Source organism: Roseomonas sp. F4 (assembly GCF_053891155.1).
This window is the reverse complement of record NZ_JBSSHK010000004.1, coordinates 316,102-331,578: the sequence shown is the minus strand read 5'-3', so window position 1 is coordinate 331,578 and position 15,477 is coordinate 316,102. Positions and strand designations below refer to the sequence as shown.

At 63.1% G+C, this 15,477-nt stretch carries 16 protein-coding genes, 1 tRNA gene and 1 pseudogene; 6 read left to right on the top strand and 12 right to left on the bottom strand.

Going from position 1 to position 15,477, the window contains the following annotated elements:
* Positions 1–2: 2 nt before the first annotated feature.
* The 3 genes from ACVFYP_RS18005 to ACVFYP_RS17995 are packed head-to-tail and all read right to left on the bottom strand — an operon-like array spanning position 3 to position 2,037.
* Positions 3–575 (bottom strand): peroxidase-related enzyme, encoded by a 573-nt coding sequence (locus ACVFYP_RS18005; protein WP_499201580.1) that lies wholly within the window; start codon positions 573–575, stop codon positions 3–5.
* Positions 572–1,045, bottom strand: a complete 474-nt coding sequence (locus ACVFYP_RS18000; RefSeq protein ID WP_499201579.1) for a CMD domain-containing protein — start codon at positions 1,043–1,045, stop codon at positions 572–574. The genes ACVFYP_RS18005 and ACVFYP_RS18000 overlap by 4 nt, the downstream gene beginning before the upstream one ends.
* Positions 1,042–2,037, bottom strand: coding sequence for a Bug family tripartite tricarboxylate transporter substrate binding protein (locus tag ACVFYP_RS17995; protein ID WP_499201578.1), 996 nt, complete (start codon positions 2,035–2,037; stop codon positions 1,042–1,044). The genes ACVFYP_RS18000 and ACVFYP_RS17995 overlap by 4 nt, the downstream gene beginning before the upstream one ends.
* Positions 2,038–2,126: 89 nt before the next feature.
* Here ACVFYP_RS17995 and ACVFYP_RS17990 point away from each other — a divergent pair, with 89 nt between their 5' ends.
* Positions 2,127–3,116: a nitrile hydratase subunit alpha gene (locus ACVFYP_RS17990; RefSeq protein WP_499201577.1), complete on the top strand. Its 990-nt coding sequence runs from the start codon at positions 2,127–2,129 to the stop codon at positions 3,114–3,116.
* A 1-nt stretch (position 3,117) separates the two neighbouring features.
* Here the strand turns inward: ACVFYP_RS17990 and ACVFYP_RS17985 are convergent, their stop codons facing one another.
* From ACVFYP_RS17985 to ACVFYP_RS17975, 3 genes are all read right to left on the bottom strand, one after another.
* The gene (locus ACVFYP_RS17985) at positions 3,118–3,819 is read right to left on the bottom strand and encodes an isochorismatase family protein (protein WP_499201576.1); all 702 of its coding nucleotides are present in this window, start codon (positions 3,817–3,819) and stop codon (positions 3,118–3,120) included.
* A gap of 61 nt (positions 3,820–3,880) precedes the next feature.
* Complete coding sequence (gene sugE, locus ACVFYP_RS17980; RefSeq protein WP_499201575.1) at positions 3,881–4,195, bottom strand: quaternary ammonium compound efflux SMR transporter SugE; 315 nt, start codon at positions 4,193–4,195, stop codon at positions 3,881–3,883.
* A gap of 30 nt (positions 4,196–4,225) precedes the next feature.
* Positions 4,226–5,110: a bestrophin-like domain gene (locus ACVFYP_RS17975; protein WP_499201574.1), complete on the bottom strand. Its 885-nt coding sequence runs from the start codon at positions 5,108–5,110 to the stop codon at positions 4,226–4,228.
* 176 nt (positions 5,111–5,286) lie between these two features.
* On the opposite strand from ACVFYP_RS17975, the gene ACVFYP_RS17970 reads away from it, so the two are divergent.
* A complete protein-coding gene (locus ACVFYP_RS17970; RefSeq protein WP_499201573.1) occupies positions 5,287–5,619 on the top strand; it encodes an ETC complex I subunit in 333 nt (110 codons plus the stop codon).
* Between the two features lie 13 nt (positions 5,620–5,632).
* Positions 5,633–5,709 (top strand) — tRNA-Arg (locus ACVFYP_RS17965).
* 102 nt (positions 5,710–5,811) lie between these two features.
* Here ACVFYP_RS17965 and ACVFYP_RS17960 read toward each other — a convergent pair.
* From ACVFYP_RS17960 to ACVFYP_RS17935, 6 genes and pseudogenes are all read right to left on the bottom strand, one after another.
* Positions 5,812–7,209 (bottom strand): AMP-binding protein, encoded by a 1,398-nt coding sequence (locus ACVFYP_RS17960; protein ID WP_499201572.1) that lies wholly within the window; start codon positions 7,207–7,209, stop codon positions 5,812–5,814.
* On the bottom strand, positions 7,209–7,439 hold the full coding sequence (locus tag ACVFYP_RS17955; protein ID WP_499201571.1) for an acyl carrier protein: 231 nt from the start codon (positions 7,437–7,439) through the stop codon (positions 7,209–7,211). Before ACVFYP_RS17955 ends, ACVFYP_RS17960 begins: the two co-directional genes overlap by 1 nt.
* Positions 7,440–7,514: 75 nt before the next feature.
* Positions 7,515–8,267: an SDR family NAD(P)-dependent oxidoreductase gene (locus ACVFYP_RS17950; RefSeq protein WP_499201570.1), complete on the bottom strand. Its 753-nt coding sequence runs from the start codon at positions 8,265–8,267 to the stop codon at positions 7,515–7,517.
* A gap of 240 nt (positions 8,268–8,507) precedes the next feature.
* Positions 8,508–8,714, bottom strand: a pseudogene (locus ACVFYP_RS17945) (CatB-related O-acetyltransferase); the annotation flags it as partial.
* A 624-nt stretch (positions 8,715–9,338) separates the two neighbouring features.
* Entirely contained in the window at positions 9,339–11,828 is a 2,490-nt protein-coding gene (locus tag ACVFYP_RS17940; RefSeq protein WP_499201569.1) for a heparinase II/III domain-containing protein, read from the bottom strand.
* A 620-nt stretch (positions 11,829–12,448) separates the two neighbouring features.
* Entirely contained in the window at positions 12,449–12,877 is a 429-nt protein-coding gene (locus tag ACVFYP_RS17935; protein WP_499201568.1) for a VOC family protein, read from the bottom strand.
* 183 nt (positions 12,878–13,060) lie between these two features.
* Here ACVFYP_RS17935 and ACVFYP_RS17930 point away from each other — a divergent pair, with 183 nt between their 5' ends.
* Genes ACVFYP_RS17930 through cysE form a run of 3 tightly spaced genes read left to right on the top strand, consistent with a single transcriptional unit; the run spans position 13,061 to position 15,382 of the window.
* Positions 13,061–13,693 carry a peroxiredoxin gene (locus ACVFYP_RS17930; protein ID WP_499201567.1) on the top strand — a complete coding sequence of 211 codons (633 nt, stop codon included), beginning with the start codon at positions 13,061–13,063 and terminating at the stop codon, positions 13,691–13,693.
* Positions 13,694–13,698: 5 nt separating this feature from the next.
* A complete protein-coding gene (locus ACVFYP_RS17925; protein ID WP_499201566.1) occupies positions 13,699–14,700 on the top strand; it encodes a cysteine synthase A in 1,002 nt (333 codons plus the stop codon).
* A 7-nt stretch (positions 14,701–14,707) separates the two neighbouring features.
* On the top strand, positions 14,708–15,382 hold the full coding sequence (gene cysE, locus ACVFYP_RS17920; RefSeq protein WP_499201565.1) for a serine O-acetyltransferase: 675 nt from the start codon (positions 14,708–14,710) through the stop codon (positions 15,380–15,382).
* Positions 15,383–15,477: the final 95 nt, after the last annotated feature.

The following is a 15,477-nucleotide window of genomic DNA, read 5'->3' as shown; positions in this document are numbered from 1 at the left end:
GCCTACATCACCCGCGGCAGCAGCGGGTCGCCGAGCGTCAGCATCAGCCGGTTGGCATTGGCGAACATGGCGATGGAATGCAGCAGGTCGAGGATCTCGAGGTCGTCCAGCCCGACGGCCCGTAGTGGCGCCAGATGCGCGGCGGTGACGGCGCCAGGGTCGCGGGTCAGGGCCTCCGTCACCTCGGCGATGGCCTTGCGGCGCGGGTCGCGCTCCGCCGCCCAGCCTTCGTCCAGGATGCGCTGCATCGCGGGCTCGTCGCCGCTGAGCTCCACGAAGCGCTTCGCATGGACGGATGTGCAGTAGACGCAGCCATTCACCATGGAGACCACGGCGGTGGCCAATTCGCGATCGGCGCGACCCAGCCCACCCTCGGCATACATGACGATGTTGAACAGCGCGCCACGCTCACCCAGCGAGCCGGGATCATGTGCGAGCGTCAGGAAGTAGGTGGAGCGGCGCTGCGCCGGCGGGCAGGCTTCCAGCGCCGCGAGCTGCTCGGGCGTCGCCGTTTCCGCCTTCACGGGGGCGAGGCGCGGCCGCCAGCCGACGGGCTTCATGGTGAAGCGGGTCATGCCGCCTTCTCCTGCTGCATGGCCCGCAGCCCGGCCAGCATCCTCAGCTGATAGGGCACGAAGGCGATCAACTGCGTCGCCGCCACGATGTCGCGGGAGGACAGGCCCAGCGCCGCCAGCCCGTCGATATCCGCCTTCGTCGTCGTCTCCGGCGTCATCGCCACCTTCTCAGCATAGGCGAGCAGCGCATCGAGGCGCGGGGAGGGCGGCACCTCCCCAGCCAGGTCGCGATAGCGCGCGGCCAGCGCCAAATCGCCTTCCCGCCGTGCCACATGCCAGGCGAGCAGCGCGCGCTCCGCCCGGCTGATGCCGCCCGGATTATCAGGCAGCACCAATTCGCGAAAGGCGCCCTCCGCATGGCGGAGGGCTTCGGGGCGGCGGCGGCGCAGCACGCCCAGGGGGCTATCCGGCGCGAGGCCGAGCAGGTCCTCGATGAGGTCGGGGGGAAGGTCGGGTGGCGGGTTTGTCATTGCACCAGGATATTGCCCCGGCTCACGACATCACGCCACCGCTCCAGCTCCGCGCTGACCAGGGCGGCATATTCCTCCGGCGCATTGCCCTGCGGCGTGGTGCCGCGTTCGGCCAGCTGCTGGCGCAGGGTCGGGTCGGCCAGCGCGTCGCGCGCCGCCGCCGCCATCCGCGCCACCACGGCGTCGGAGGCGGTGCGGTGGGTGTGCAACCCGAACCAGGCCTCCGACGAAAAGCCCTCCATGCCGAACTCCGCGCCGAGCTCCGCCAGCGCCGGCACGTCGGGCAGGTCCGGCAGGCGGCGTGGGGAGGTGACGGCCAGGGCCTTCACCGTGCCGGCGCGGATCTGCGGCAGGGCGGTGGTCAGGTTATCGATGAAGCTGTCCACCTCGCCGCCCATCACCGCCACCATGCCGGGGCCGGCGCCGCGATAGGGCACGTGCTGCATCGGCGCGCGGGCCAGCTGGGCGATCAGCTCCCCGGTCAGATGGGTGGAGGTGCCGTTGCCGGCGGAGGCGAAGTTGCGTTCATTGGGCCGCGCCCGGGCATCGCGCAGGAAGCTGCGGATATCGCCCGGCACCTTGGCGGGATGCGCCATCCAGACATTCGGCACGGTGACCATCAGCGTCACCGCGCGGAAATCCTCGATCGGGCGATAGGCGAGGTTGCGATACAGCGCCGGCCCGATGGCGTGGGAGGCGATCTGGGAAACAAACAGCGCATGGTCGTCACCCTCCCGCGCGAAACGGGCGGCGGAGGTGGTGCTGCCGGCGCCCGGCTGGTTTTCCACCACCACAGCGCGACCCAGCCGGTCGCGCATCGCCAGCGCCACCATGCGAGCCACGACGTCGGTGGTGCCGCCGGGCGGGAAGGGCACGATCAGCCGCAGGTCGCGCTGCGGCCAGGCCGGCTGCGCGATGGCGGGCGCGGCGAGGGCGCCGCCCGCGGCGGCCAGCAGGAAACGGCGCCCGAACAGGGTTTTCTGCATCGTCATTCCCATCTGTCTCCCAGTTGTATTTCAGCCACGTTGACGCGGGCCGCGCGCCATGTCGAGGCTTGCGCGACGCTTCCCGGGAGAGAGCCATGACCACGCTGCCGCAGGACCATCCGCCCCATGACGCCGGCGGCCGCTTCGACGGCCCCGTGCTGCGGGAGGAGCGTGAGGCGGCGCATTGGGAGAAGGAGGCCGATGCGATCCGCATGCTGCTGGCCGGCCACCGCCTGTTCACCACGGATGAAAGCCGACGCGTGCAGGAACAGCTCGATTCCGCGACCTATTGGGCGATGCCCTATTACGAGCGCTGGATTCTCGCCTTCTCCAGCCTGCTGATCAAGAAGGGGACGCTGCCGGAGGCCGAGTTGCAGGCTGAGGAGGCGCGGCTGCGCGCCGAAGGCCTGGATCGGGTGGAGGGAGAGCCGGCGGGGCATCACCACCATGACGACCACGATCATGACCACGACGACGATCATCCCTATCAGGAGGATCACGACGCGGCGGAGACTGTGCTCTCCCCGCTGCGGCTGCGCGGCATGGCGGTGCGTAACCTGCTACTGGCCAAGGGAATCCTGACGGCGACGGAAATCCGCGAGGAGATCGCGCGGATGGATGCGCGTGGCCCGCATAACGGCGCCGCCCTGGTGGTGCGCGCCTGGACCGATGCGGGTTTCGCGCGACGACTCGCGAAGGATGCGGTGGCCGCGGCGGCGGAGCTGGGCCTGGATTCGGCGGGGACGAAGCTGGCCGCGCTGTTCAACACGGAACGGCGGCATCATTTGGTCGTCTGCACCCTGTGTTCCTGCTACCCGCGCAGCATCCTCGGCCGTCCGCCCGCTTGGTACAAAAGCCGCGCCTACCGCGCCCGCGCGGTGCGCGACCCGCGTGGCATCCTGGCCGAATTCGGCACGACGCTGCCGGAGGGGACCGAACTGCGCGTGCACGACAGCAATGCGGAGCTGCGCTACCTGGTGGTCCCCGCGCGCCCGGCGGGCACCGAGGGCTGGGACGCGGCGCGACTGGCCGCGCTGGTGACGCGCGATTCGATGATCGGCGTCACCCCGGCGGCCAGCCCCTGATCTATTCGGCGGCGCGCGCCAGGCCGAAGCGCGCGCGTAGCTCCCGCTCGACATACTCCAGGCTCTCGACATCGGCGAACTTCATGTCGAGATCAAAGAGGTTGGCCTTGTGGGCGCTGGGGCTGCGGTCGCCGCAGCACTGTTCCACCAGCACGACCCGGAAGTTGTGCGAGAAGGCGTCCATGGCGCCGGCCCGCACGCAGCCGCTGGTGGAGATGCCGCAGATGATGACGGTGTCGACCTCGTCATAACGCAGGAAGGCTTCGAGCGGCGTCGCGAAGAAGCAGGAGGGCTTGTTCTTCATCACCACCCGGTCCTGTTCGCGCGGCGCATAGGCTTCGGGCCATTCGTCGGCGCGGGGGTCGCGGCTGTACTGGAAGTCCCCGGCGGTGCCGAGCTTCAGGTTCCAGATGCCGCGATAGCTGGGATGGGTGCGGTCGTCACGGCGGCTGTAATAGATCGGCAGGTCGAGTTCCCGGAACAGCGCCGTCAGCCGTTCCAACGCGGCGAGCAGCGCCGGATCCTCCCGCCCGCATTGGGAGTATTCGGGGTCGACGAACATATAGGTGGTGTCGATGTTGAGCAGCGCCGGGCGGCGGCCGATGCCGATGCGGCGGGCGAAGCCGCCTTTGCGATAGGTCTCCAACTCCTCATCCGACACGAAGCCGCGCCACTTTTCCAGTTTTTCAAGGGTTTCGGTCATCGCTGCCTCCTGGGATACAAGGCCACGGTCGCGGCGCCGGCCCGGGGCGTCAAGCCCGGCCTCAGCTTGCCATCTTCAGCGTGACGATGCCGCCCACGATCAGCGCCACCCCGGCCAGGCGGCCTAGGCTGGCCGGTTCCCCCAGCAGCCAGATGCCGAGGATGGCGGTGCCGACCGCGCCGATGCCGGTCCAGATCGCATAGGCGGTGCCGATCGGCAGCGTCTTCAGGGCCAGCGCCAACAGCCAGAAGCTGGCCGCCATGCAGGTGACGGTGAGCAGGGACGGCACCAGCCGGGTGAAGCCTTGCGTGTGCTTCAGCCCCATCGCCCAGCCGATCTCCAGCAGACCGGCACCGACCAGGTAGATCCAGGCCACGTTCCCTACTCCTCCGCCACGGAGGGGTCTTTACGGCCTGGGCTGCGGCAGGTCATCCCCGGCGAGGCGGGTGGAATCCTCGGCCGCGACGGCTGGCGGCTGCGCCACCATCAGCCCGCGCCGGATCGTGGCCGCGACTTCCGAGCGGTGGATGATGCTGCGCATCAGCGTGTGATAGGGCGCCGGGGACACTGCGAGATTGCCCCGGAAGGGCTGGTCCATCAGAAAGACGAAGGCCACCAGTGCGCCGACGCCGGCGGCCTGGATGGCCAGCAGGCCCAGCACGTGCCGGCGCGCCGGATACATGGCGCCGCTGGCGATCAGCAACAGCATCAGCAGCTTGATCAGGATCCAGAACGGCTTCGGCAGCCCGTCCGTGGCATGATTGAGGCGCTGTTCCCGCGCCGTATCCAGGTCATCCGCCTCCTGCAGCAGGTCCTGGGCCATGACGTCGGACATGGCGGCGGCTGTGGCGTAGATCGCATGTTCCAGCGCCTCCGCCACTTCCTGGGTGGCTGGGTGGCGGCCGCGATCGGCCATGCCGGGGAATTCTTGCTCCGTGATGCTGGTGAGATAGGCGCGGATGCCGGTCTGCAACGCGGTGCCGGAGGCCCCGAGCCGGTCCGCCAACCGCGCCATGCCGCTGATCGCCGAGACCTCCGCCGAGATCAGCCGCTGCGCCTCGCTTTGCTGGGTGCGGGCCTGGATGGCGCAGAAGGCGAGGGTGAGGGTGAGGGCGGAGACCACCGCGGCGGTGCTGCGCAGGGCCATGTCCAGATGGTCCTTGCGATCCGGCAGGCTCAGACGCGGCGAGATGGTGGCGCAGGCGCCCGCGGCCAGGCCGGCCGAGACCAGCATGAAGATCGCGTAGACCGCGATATCGGGCAGTTCATAGAAGGACAGGAGGGCGGGCATCAGTAGGCGAGGCCGGGATGGGAGAGGGGCAAGGGAGGCCTCCTTTGGCGAGGCCGCAGTATCGGATGCGCTTGCTTGACCAGGGGTTAGCGAGGGCAGGGGTCGCGACAAGATGCCGCGTGTTGTGGTATGCAGCAGCGAGCCTACCGACCCTGCCGAGGGAAGACCGCCGCCCCATGTCGCGCGACAGCCAGATTGCCCGCATCCACCGCCAGCCCAAATCCGCCATGCAGTCCGGCCGCGCCGGCGCCGGCGCCGGGCAGTGGCTGTTGGAATTCGCCCCCGGTGAGAAGAAGCGGCTGGACCCGATGACCGGCTGGCCCGGATCCGGCGACACCCAGGCCCAGGTGAAGCTGCGCTTCCCGACCGCCGAGGCCGCCATCGCCTATGCCGAGAGCCGCGGCTGGACCTATGAAGTCGCGCAGCCGCCGGTGGTGCGGGCCGATATCAAGCCGAAGGCCTATGCGGACAACTTCAAGTTCGGCCGCGGCGAGAACTGGTCCCACTGACCGCCCCGGCTTCGCACCCGTAGCTCAGCTGGATAGAGCATCGGATTTCTACTCCGTGGGTCGGGGGTTCGAATCCCTCCGGGTGCGCCATTTTGTTTTCATCACCCCGATACAGTTCCATCCTTCCCCTCCATCTGGCGTGATGAAGGGGCGGGATTAAGTACCGCACGCGGTCCTGAAGTACGTCAGCAATCAGAGCAGATCGCGCGCCAATTCCTTGTAGTTGACCTTGCCGCTGTTTGTTCTGGGAATTTGGCTGGTCGCGTAAGCCTTGAAGGCCGTTCTGGGCAAGCCGGTCGTCTCGGCGAGGAACGGCGGCACATCGCCCAGAACCTCGCCATTCATCACGAAAATGGCCATCTGCTTGTCGGTGCCCGTGCAGACGCATTCCGTGCCGAAGCGTTCCGAGACCAGCTTCTCGCAGGCGTCCAAACTCACGCGATGCCCAAATAGCTTCAGAAAGCGCGACATCCGGCCGACGATGTAAAAATGGCCGTCCGCATCGCGGCGGGCAATATCTCCAGTGCGGTATTCGCCCTGGAACTCGTCTCCCAGCAAAAGATCTGCCTGGCTTTGCGCGTAGCCCATGGTGACGTTATCACCGCGGAAGACCAGCTCGCCCTCCATGTCGGGCTGCTCAATCCTGGCCCCATCGGGGTCAATGAGATACATTTCCCCACCTGGAAAAGCGCGGCCGATGCTGCCGATCTTTCTCAGCGCGATCTCGGGCGGCAAATACGACAAACGGGCCGATGTTTCGGTTGTGCCGAAGGTGGAAAAGAACTTCCGATCCGTTGCTTCGGCATACTCAGCCAGCTTGATGAATATCTCCTCGGGCAATTTTCCGCCCCCCGAAGAGAGAACCTTCAAGTGAGGCGCATCCATCCTCAGCAACTTCATCTTCAGCATGATTTCGTAGCTGTAGGGAACACCGGTGAAGCTGGTGGGTTCGTGCGCCTTGAAGAACGCCCAGAATTCCCGGGACATCAGGCTGCTTTTCGAGAGCAGCACGGTGGAGCCCGCATGAAGAAGGCTGTTAACGACATTCAGCCCCATGGTGTAGTGCATCGGAAGCTGACAAAGACCGCGCTCATCCCGCGACCAATTGAACACTTCCGCCACAACCTTGGCGTTATGTTCCAAATTGCCATATTTGTGCCGCACCAGCTTAGGGCTGCCGGTCGAACCGCTTGTCGTGAGCAGGAAGGACAGCTGATCGTGCATGGCCGGGCCATCGTCAGCCATGCGGACCAGCTTATAGCCCTTGAAGGAGATGAGCGGCGGAGCATCGTTGTGATCCTCCGGGCACCACATATATCCGGGGGCGTAGGCGTCGATCAGATTATCGAGCAGCTGCTGGTCGGTTGACGCGTCCAGCAGCAGAGACACGATGCGGCTCTCGTAGAGGGCCAGATAGCCCGCCAATGAGCCACAATCGTTGGCGCACAAGCAAAAAGCCAAGGACCTGTTCGGAACGACAGCTTTCAATTGCTGCGCGAACGTCGCTATTTCACCATAGGTCAGCGAGCCGCCGCTGTCGTCCTTGACGGCGCAATCCTGCGGTGGCTTTCGGTCCAGAAGCAAAAACATCAGGGAGCAACCCCGTATTTCTTGAGCAGCTCGATGCCCGCGTTATAGGAATTCAACCCCATAACGTCATCCGGCTCGAACTCGACGCCGAACTCGTCTTCCAGGGCGGCAATCAGGTTCATATGGCGGAGCGAATCCCAGGTGCCCAATGTCTCGGGCGTCGCGGTCTCCGCCTCATCGCTCTCGATCTCGAAGGCTTCGCAGAAGAGCTTCTTATAGGTTTCCAGCATTTTCATCTCTCCAAGGTGGTTGATTCATCGCGCACTGAAAGCGCCGGCGGACCCTACTGTGCGAACTGGGTTATCTCAAGATGCCGCAAAATCCACACCCGTCCCACCGGTGACCGGGATGGTCTCGCCGGTCATATAGCTCGACATGCCGCTGGCCAGAAAAAGGATGACGTCAGCCACTTCCGAAGGAGTTCCGAAGCGCCCAAGGGCGTTGCTGATCGTGGTATTTTTTTCCTTCAGCTCCTCCATCATCCGTTCCGAACCTATTTGCCCCGGCGCAATGGCATTGACCCGGATACCAGATGCGGCGAGTTCAAGTGCAAGCGTTTCCGTCGCCATCTTCAGCGCGGCCTTGGCTGAAGAGTAAGCCAGCCTACCCGGCGCAGGACGCAATCCCCGAACCGATGATATGTTAATGATGCTTCCGCCTTTCTCCCGAATCATTCGCTTGATCAGCTTTTGCGTGAAAAACAGCGGTCCGAAGAAATCGACAGCAAACAACTCCTCTATCTTTTCAACTTTGGTCTGCATGAAAAGCTCGATCTGGTTTATCGCAGCGTTGTTGACCAGAACGTTGACCGGGAGCTTCTCGTCGAGAATCTGCTTTGCGCCCGCGGCGATCTGAGACTTGTCCGCGAAATCAAAATAGACGGGCTTGACCCACACGCCGCATTTTTCGGCGATGCTGTGCATATCAGCCTCGAACGCCTCATCTCGCTGCCTTGCGCAAGCCCATATATTGGCCCCGTTGACCGCAAGCTTCTCAACGGCGGCTCGCCCGATTCCAGTTCTGGCACCGGTAACGACCGCGTTTTTGCCTTTCAGCATCCCATCGTCCCCTTAGACTTTTACGGCGACCCGACCAGGTGCCTAACTGTCGCCCACCGTGGGCCCGGCCGCATTGCCCGATCCCGCCGCGCGGCGCTCCCCGCTGATTTCGAGTAGATCCTCGGCGGTGATCGGTACCGTTTCCCACGGAGTGAGTTCGCCGGCCGCAACCTGCTCCGCAACTGACTCAAGGAACAATTCCATGGGCGCATCCGCCTTCACCCGGAAGCCAAGAAAATCATACTGCCACCATTGAAGCGCGAGCAGCCTTTCAATGACTGGATCTTCAAACCGGTACTTGATAACTCTTGCCGGAACGCCCCCGACAATGGCGTAGGGCGGCACGTCCTTCGTGACAACCGAGCCGGTCGCTATGCAGGCGCCATCCCCAATTGTAATCCCTGGGCGAAGCGCCGCGTGGCCGCCGATCCATACATCATGCCCAATCGTCACCACCGGGCTGGTTACGGTTTTGATTTTTGCGGCCTGTAGCTGGCGACCCACTTCCTTGGCGCGAGCCTTCACCACATATCCTTCTCTGCGGAAGGCCGGCATGGCATAAATATATGTGCTGGTGGTAAAATTGCGGATATCGTGGTCAGCCTGGAAAATCCGGACGTTGTCAGCAACGGAGCAATATCGGCCGATTTTCACATTCTGAACATTGCTCCTGCCCTCATCACCACCCAGACAGGAGCGCGCATAGCTGAACGCACCCATGCTGAACAAAACATTTCCCCCGTACTGAAATGCAGCATAGGGATGAACCTCAAGATTCTTATCGAATGTCAGAACATCGCCGATTTTTATGGAGGAATCCTTAGTGAACTCTGAATTGAGTAGAAGTATATGCTTTTGGTTCAGGAAATCGATTATCTCCTGAGTGACTTGAATATTATAAAGCATTCCGTCCTCACATACCGATTCGTCTGAATTTCCCGCTGAAACAGGCAATGGAGCGCATGATGCCCTCCATATATCCGCATTCCGCTTCAGGAAGACTGTTACTCCTTAGCCGTGGCGCCGGACGAGCAGTGGCATGTCGATCGATGAGGGAGGAGCGCAGCAGCATCACATGACCTCGCGGTCCAGCTTCTCGCTAACGCTGATTGTCTTATCACCAAGTGACGCGGTTGCGTTCAGCATTCCGTTCGCGACGTTCGCGCTACCGAAGACAAGTTCGCCTTCCTTGCCACTGTGGGCTTCCAATACGGTAATAAACTTTGCACTTTTTGCGCGCTTTTCATAGGCAAGATTGGTGAGCTTCGCGAGCTTCCTGAATCCGACCACCCTTGAGCCACGCAGTGTTTTTTCGGAAGCCGCGGCGTTGGTATCGCCAAAGAACTTCTTCAGTTGGAAGTCACCATCAATGGGCAACTGCGTGACACTGAATGTGGCCCCCTTGCCGACAGAGAATGTAATCTGGCGCTCCTTCCGGTCATCAAACTTCAAGTCCGGCAACAGGAAATTCTGGGTATAAAGGTGTTCGCTCTCGCTCTGCGCCTCATCGTAAATAACTATGATATTGGGCTTCAGCCACAGCCAACGGCGCGACAAGGTCACGCCATCTATCAACATATGCTTGCCTGCAACGAAGACGTACTCATCCGCTTCTGCGGCATCATCCAGGGCCGTCCAGTCAGCGTAGTCCGGCGTGACATAGTCGATCTCGTCACAAAAGAGCGCTGAGTGCGCCACGGCTGAGCGGGCATAGTCTGCCAGGCCGTCCTTACCGCCGCCCGCGTCCCACACCAGCTGTTTGCCATCATATCTGAATGTGAACGATAGCAGGTCACAGTGCCGGTAGGACGAGTGGACGTTTGAACCGCCGCCTATAGTGATATAGGCACCGCCACCCGACAGGACGGCAATATTCGACGACGTTTTGATCAGGTTTCCGCTCGCGGGTGCAGTGGTCGTTTTGGCGAGATCGCTGTGCCCGAGGTTCGGCATCACACCGTCCTCATTGGTGAGATAGGCAGCAGCGGTCTCGATGGCGCCAAGCTTACGCTTGATCTTCCTGAAGTCAGGATTGACCTTGAATCCGTTGGCTTCGGCGAAATCGACGATCTGCCTGAGGTATCGCAGCGCGTCGTGATGCCCCTGCACCTGTTCGTAAATGCACAAGCCATTGTCATCAAAGTAGTAGTTTGTGAGGGTGACCGCCGCCTTCATGACCCGATCATAAGTCTCGGCGTAAAACGCCTCATTTTCCTTGAAGACTACCGCAGCCAGCAGCAGAAAATACAGCCTGGAATAGCTTTGTTTGACATCGGTCAAAAGCGCTTCGGCGCCTACCGAGCGCGTCAGCGCCACGATTATTTCGGCGCGCAGCCTCGCCCAATCGATCTTCTTGATGACATCAAGGCGCAGTTGATCCAGATCACCGGCTGAGGCTTCCGGATCGCGTTCATGAACGATGCAAGCGAAGTCAATGAGGGCTTGCGCGCGCCGCTGGGTCGACCACCATTTTTTGGCTTCCGACTTAGCTTCTTTTGCGGGCACAGGCAGCTGCAGGAACTCTGCAATGCTGTCGGCGACAACCCTCAGCGCACCGGCGTCGCCGGTTGCCTTATAGTAATTGAGAATCGTGGACTGAAACCACATGGCACTGGCGTAGTCACCCGTCAGAAGAGCCGCGGTCTGCCAGAATTTACCCGGCTCGTGACGCACCGGCACGCTTGATCCCGGCAGCCAGTGGTAGCCTTGCGCAGCGTAGACAAAAGTTCGCAGCATGACGCTGCTGCTTAGATCGCCGTGATTGAGGCGGTTCTGTATCGCATAATTGGGGGCCGTCTGCTCAAGCTCGCCTGCGTGTATTTTCAGATCCTGAATCGACGTATTGATTTCCGCTGTAATTTCCGCGGCGGTAGGTGCCGCCTGTTCGTTTTCGACCGCAGCTTTGACCCCGAGCAACGCACCGAGCTCACGCTTAATAATAGATGGAAACATTTTGGATATGTTGGCGTGGACGGAGTAGTTAAAAAGCTCCATTTTATAAGGAACGTTGGACTCATCGAAGATGCGCACCATCGATGGAGCCTCGTTTGGATCCACCCACATGGGCTCACCCCGCCCCCAGCACATATAGACGTGCTTGTTGAAGCCATTCTCCTTCGCAGTCGGAATCATCTCCCGAATCAGCTTGCCCACATATCCTTTCTTCGCTCGCGCACCGCCAGAAATAATATCCCAATTGTATTTCAGGCCGTAGTAAAGCACGCTATTCCCACCCAGGGACGAGCCTATGCCGACACAACGCGTGGCGCCGGTCTGTTCGCAAGCAAAATTGACAAGCTCAATCATCGCCCTTTCGATTGCGAAGTCGCCCTCGAAACCCACGAACCATGCTCGAATGAAATCTTTACTGGAATTCTTGATATAAAGGGCGTTCACGTTGAACTGCCCTATTGTCATCATGTAGCCCAGACCAAGGGAGTCGGCCCTGAATCTGTCTCCCCCAGCCCCGGGGAAAGACACCACAAGGATATCCGATTTGTTCGGCGACTTACGCAGAACGTAATCGATCTCGACTTCGCCCTTGAATGTGGAATGACGCACTCACAGATCTCCCTGCAGGAAACAGGATACAACCACGTCAATATTCCGACGATATCATGATTTTGGACGTTGACGGCCCTCTCTCTGAGTCTGTCTCGAATCACTCAGAACGAGCGATACGGCGCAGGAGGACTCTGACAGAAACAACGTAGAGGAAGGTGTTGGCCTAGGCAATGGAGGCGTCGAAGGCGTTGACGAGCCTGCGATTACGCCGATCCTGTGAAGAAGCGCTTGGCCAACCGGGAGCGAGAAGACGCATACGGAGTGCTTTGGTTTGCTTGTCATCTCGCCGCGAATGGCCATTGCAGTTTCGACGCGATCGTCTTCTTGTCCACTGTCTTGGTGGCGGTTTTATGAAGGGCAAGCAGAGGCGCAAGCGTAGCATCAGGCGAGGTGCCATCACCGCCTTGATGTTGGCCCGTGAGAACGGCACCAGCTCCGTCGCGTCCCCATCGACCATCGTGACGCGATTGCCACAAACTTTCTGTTCTGGTGCCACCGCATCGAGGAGGCGTTCGGCAGCCTCAAGGATTGGCGCCGAACCCGCTACGACCGATGCGCCGATCAGTGACTCGCTCAGTCGGCGCCAACATGGCCCAGCGATCCGGCTTGGTCCGGGCTCATGCCGCGCGCGGCCTGCGCCCCTCCGGATAGGGCCAGCGGGGATCGCGGAATTCCTGCAATTGCAGCCAGTAGCCCTCCGGATCGTGCAGGAAGCAGGAATAGACCATGCCGCCGCCTGATAGCTCCGGCGGCCCGTCAAACGTCACCCCGCGCGCCAGCAGCCGCGCATAGGCGGCATCCAGGTCCGGCACCAGGAAGGTGAACATCATCCCCTTGGTCCCGCGCGGCCGGTCCGCCTTGTTGCAGACGCCGAGGAAGCCGGTGGGGCTGACCTGGAAGATGCGGCAGATGCCCTGGTCCATCACCTGCGGCAGGCCCAGCACCTCCCCATAGAATTGGGCGAGGCGGTCCAGGTCGTTGGTGTAGAGCCAGACAACATTTTGCTCGCTGAATATTTTTCCCTGATCCATGGGCACCGCAGCCATCTCCGTCTCCATTTGGCAGCGCCAGGGAAAGACAAGCGGCGCGGCCATGCGTGCCGAGCATGCACGATGCCGTGCGGCGCGGAAACGCCTCCGCGACCCCGCTGGAATCCGCCTCCGAAATGCCCTTATCGTCCAGTCGCGGCTGCCTTGCAGCGGCCCTTGGACGAACAAGAAGGTGACGCCATGACCATCCAACTCGGCCAGGTAGCCCCGGATTTCACCGCCGACACGACCCATGGGGTGATCAACTTCCATGAGTGGCTCGGCAATTCCTGGGGCGTGCTGTTCAGCCATCCGAAGGACTTCACCCCGGTCTGCACCACCGAGCTCGGCGAGACCGCCCGCCTGAAGCCGGAATTCGACAAGCGCAATGTGAAGGTCATCGGCCTGTCGGTGGACAGCCTGGAACGTCATGCGGGGTGGGAGGCGGATATCGCCGATACCCAGGGCCACGCCGTGAACTTCCCCATGATCGCCGACCCGGAGAAGAAGGTCGCTACCCTCTACGGCATGGTGCATCCGGAGGCCGATCCCTCCATCACCGTGCGCACCGTCTTCGTCATCGATCCGAACAAGAAGGTACGGCTGTTCCTAGTCTATCCGCCCAGCACCGGCCGGAATTTCGACGAGGTGCTGCGGGTGATCGACAGCCTGCAGATGACGGATGGCCAGAAGGTGGCCACCCCGGTGAACTGGCGCCCCGGCGACCGCGCCATCATCCCCCCGTCGATCTCGGACGAGCAGGCCAAGGCGCTGTTCCCGCAGGGGTGGGAGGCGGAGCGCCCCTATCTCCGCTGGGTCGAGGTGAAGGCCTGATCGCGATGTCCGGCATCGCCGATGGGTTCTGGGGCGCGGTCGGCCGCACACCGCTGATCCGCCTGCGCCGCGCCTCGGAGGCGACGGGCTGCGAGATTCTGGGCAAGGCGGAGTTCATGAACCCCGGCGGCAGCGTGAAGGACCGCGCCGCCATTGGCATCCTCTCCGCCGCCATGGCGGAGGGGAAGCTGACGCCCTTCCAGCCCGGCACGATCGTGGAGGGCACGGCCGGCAATACCGGCATCGGCATCGCCCTGGCCGCCAATGCCATGGGCTGGCGCAGCGTCATCGTCGTGCCGGAAACGCAGAGCCGGGAAAAGCTGGACTATCTGCGGATGATCGGCGCCGATCTGCGCCTGGTGCCGCCCAAGCCCTACAGCGATCCCGGCAACTACGTGCATGTCTCGAAGCGGTTGGCGGAGGAGCTGGGCGCGGTCTGGGCCAATCAGTTCGATAACCTGGCCAATGCCGCGGCGCATGAGGCGACCACCGGCCCCGAGATCTGGGACCAGACGGACGGGAAGTTGGATGCCTTCACCTGCGCCTGTGGCACCGGCGGCACGCTGGCCGGCATCTCCCGCGCCCTGAAGGCGCGGAAGCCGGATGTGCGGATCGTGCTGGCCGATCCCGGTGGCTCCGGCCTGCTCGACTGGGTGAAGACCGGCACGCCACGCGCCGAAGGCAGTTCCATCACCGAGGGCATCGGCCAGGCCGCCCGCGCGCCAGGCAACCTCGCCGAGGCCCGCGACCTGATCGACGACGCCATCCGCATCGAGGACCCCGAGATGCTGGAACAGGTCTTCGACCTGCAGATGCAAGAAGGCATTTCGGTCGGCGGCAGCGCCGGGCTGAATGTGGCGGCCGCCATTCGCGTCGCGCGCGACCTCGGCCCTGGCCATACCGTCGTGACCATCCTCTGCGACGGCGGCGCGCGCTACCAATCAAAACTGTTCAACCCCGCCTTCCTGCGCGAGCGTGGCCTGCCTACGCCGCCCTGGCTGGAGTGACGTCATCATGGCGCTCGAAATCATCGAGCTGGCCCGCACCATCCGCGCCCGCGACCCGGCGCGGCCGAGCTGGGTGGAGGCGATGCTCTGCTATGCCGGGCTGCATGCCGTGCTGTGGCACCGGCTGTCGCATACGCTGCTGAAGCTGGGCCTGCCGGCAGCTGCGCGCTTTTCCTCGCATCTGGCGCGCTGGCTGACCGGCATCGAGATCCACCCCGGCGCCCGGATCGGCCGGCGACTGTTCATCGACCACGGCATGGGGGTGGTGATCGGGGCGACGGCGGAGATTGGCGATGACGTGCTGATCTATCACGGCGTCACCCTCGGTGGCCTGTCCGGCCAGCCCGGCAAGCGGCATCCGACGCTGGAGGATCATGTGACGGTCGGCGCTGGCGCCCAGGTGCTGGGCCCGATCCGCATCGGCCGCGGCGCGCGGGTCGGCGCCAATGCCGTGGTGGTGGCGCCGGTCGCACCCGGCTGCACCGTGGTCGGCATTCCGGCCCGTCCGCCCCGTGGTCAGCCCTGCCAGGACCCTTCGATTGGCTATGGGCTGAGCGCGGCAGTGGACGAGGACCCCGTGGGCGAACAGCTTTCCGCACTTCGGGCGGAGATGGTGGCGCTGCGCAGCGAGCTTGCGACACTGCGCAGCAAGCAACGCGAGGGCGAATGCGAGGGCGTCTGACCACGATCTGACGCCTGACGGCGTATGGCCCCGGCTTGACGCTTGCCGGCGTCGGGTCGAGGTTTCCGCCCCCCAAGGGATAGGAAGCGCTGCGC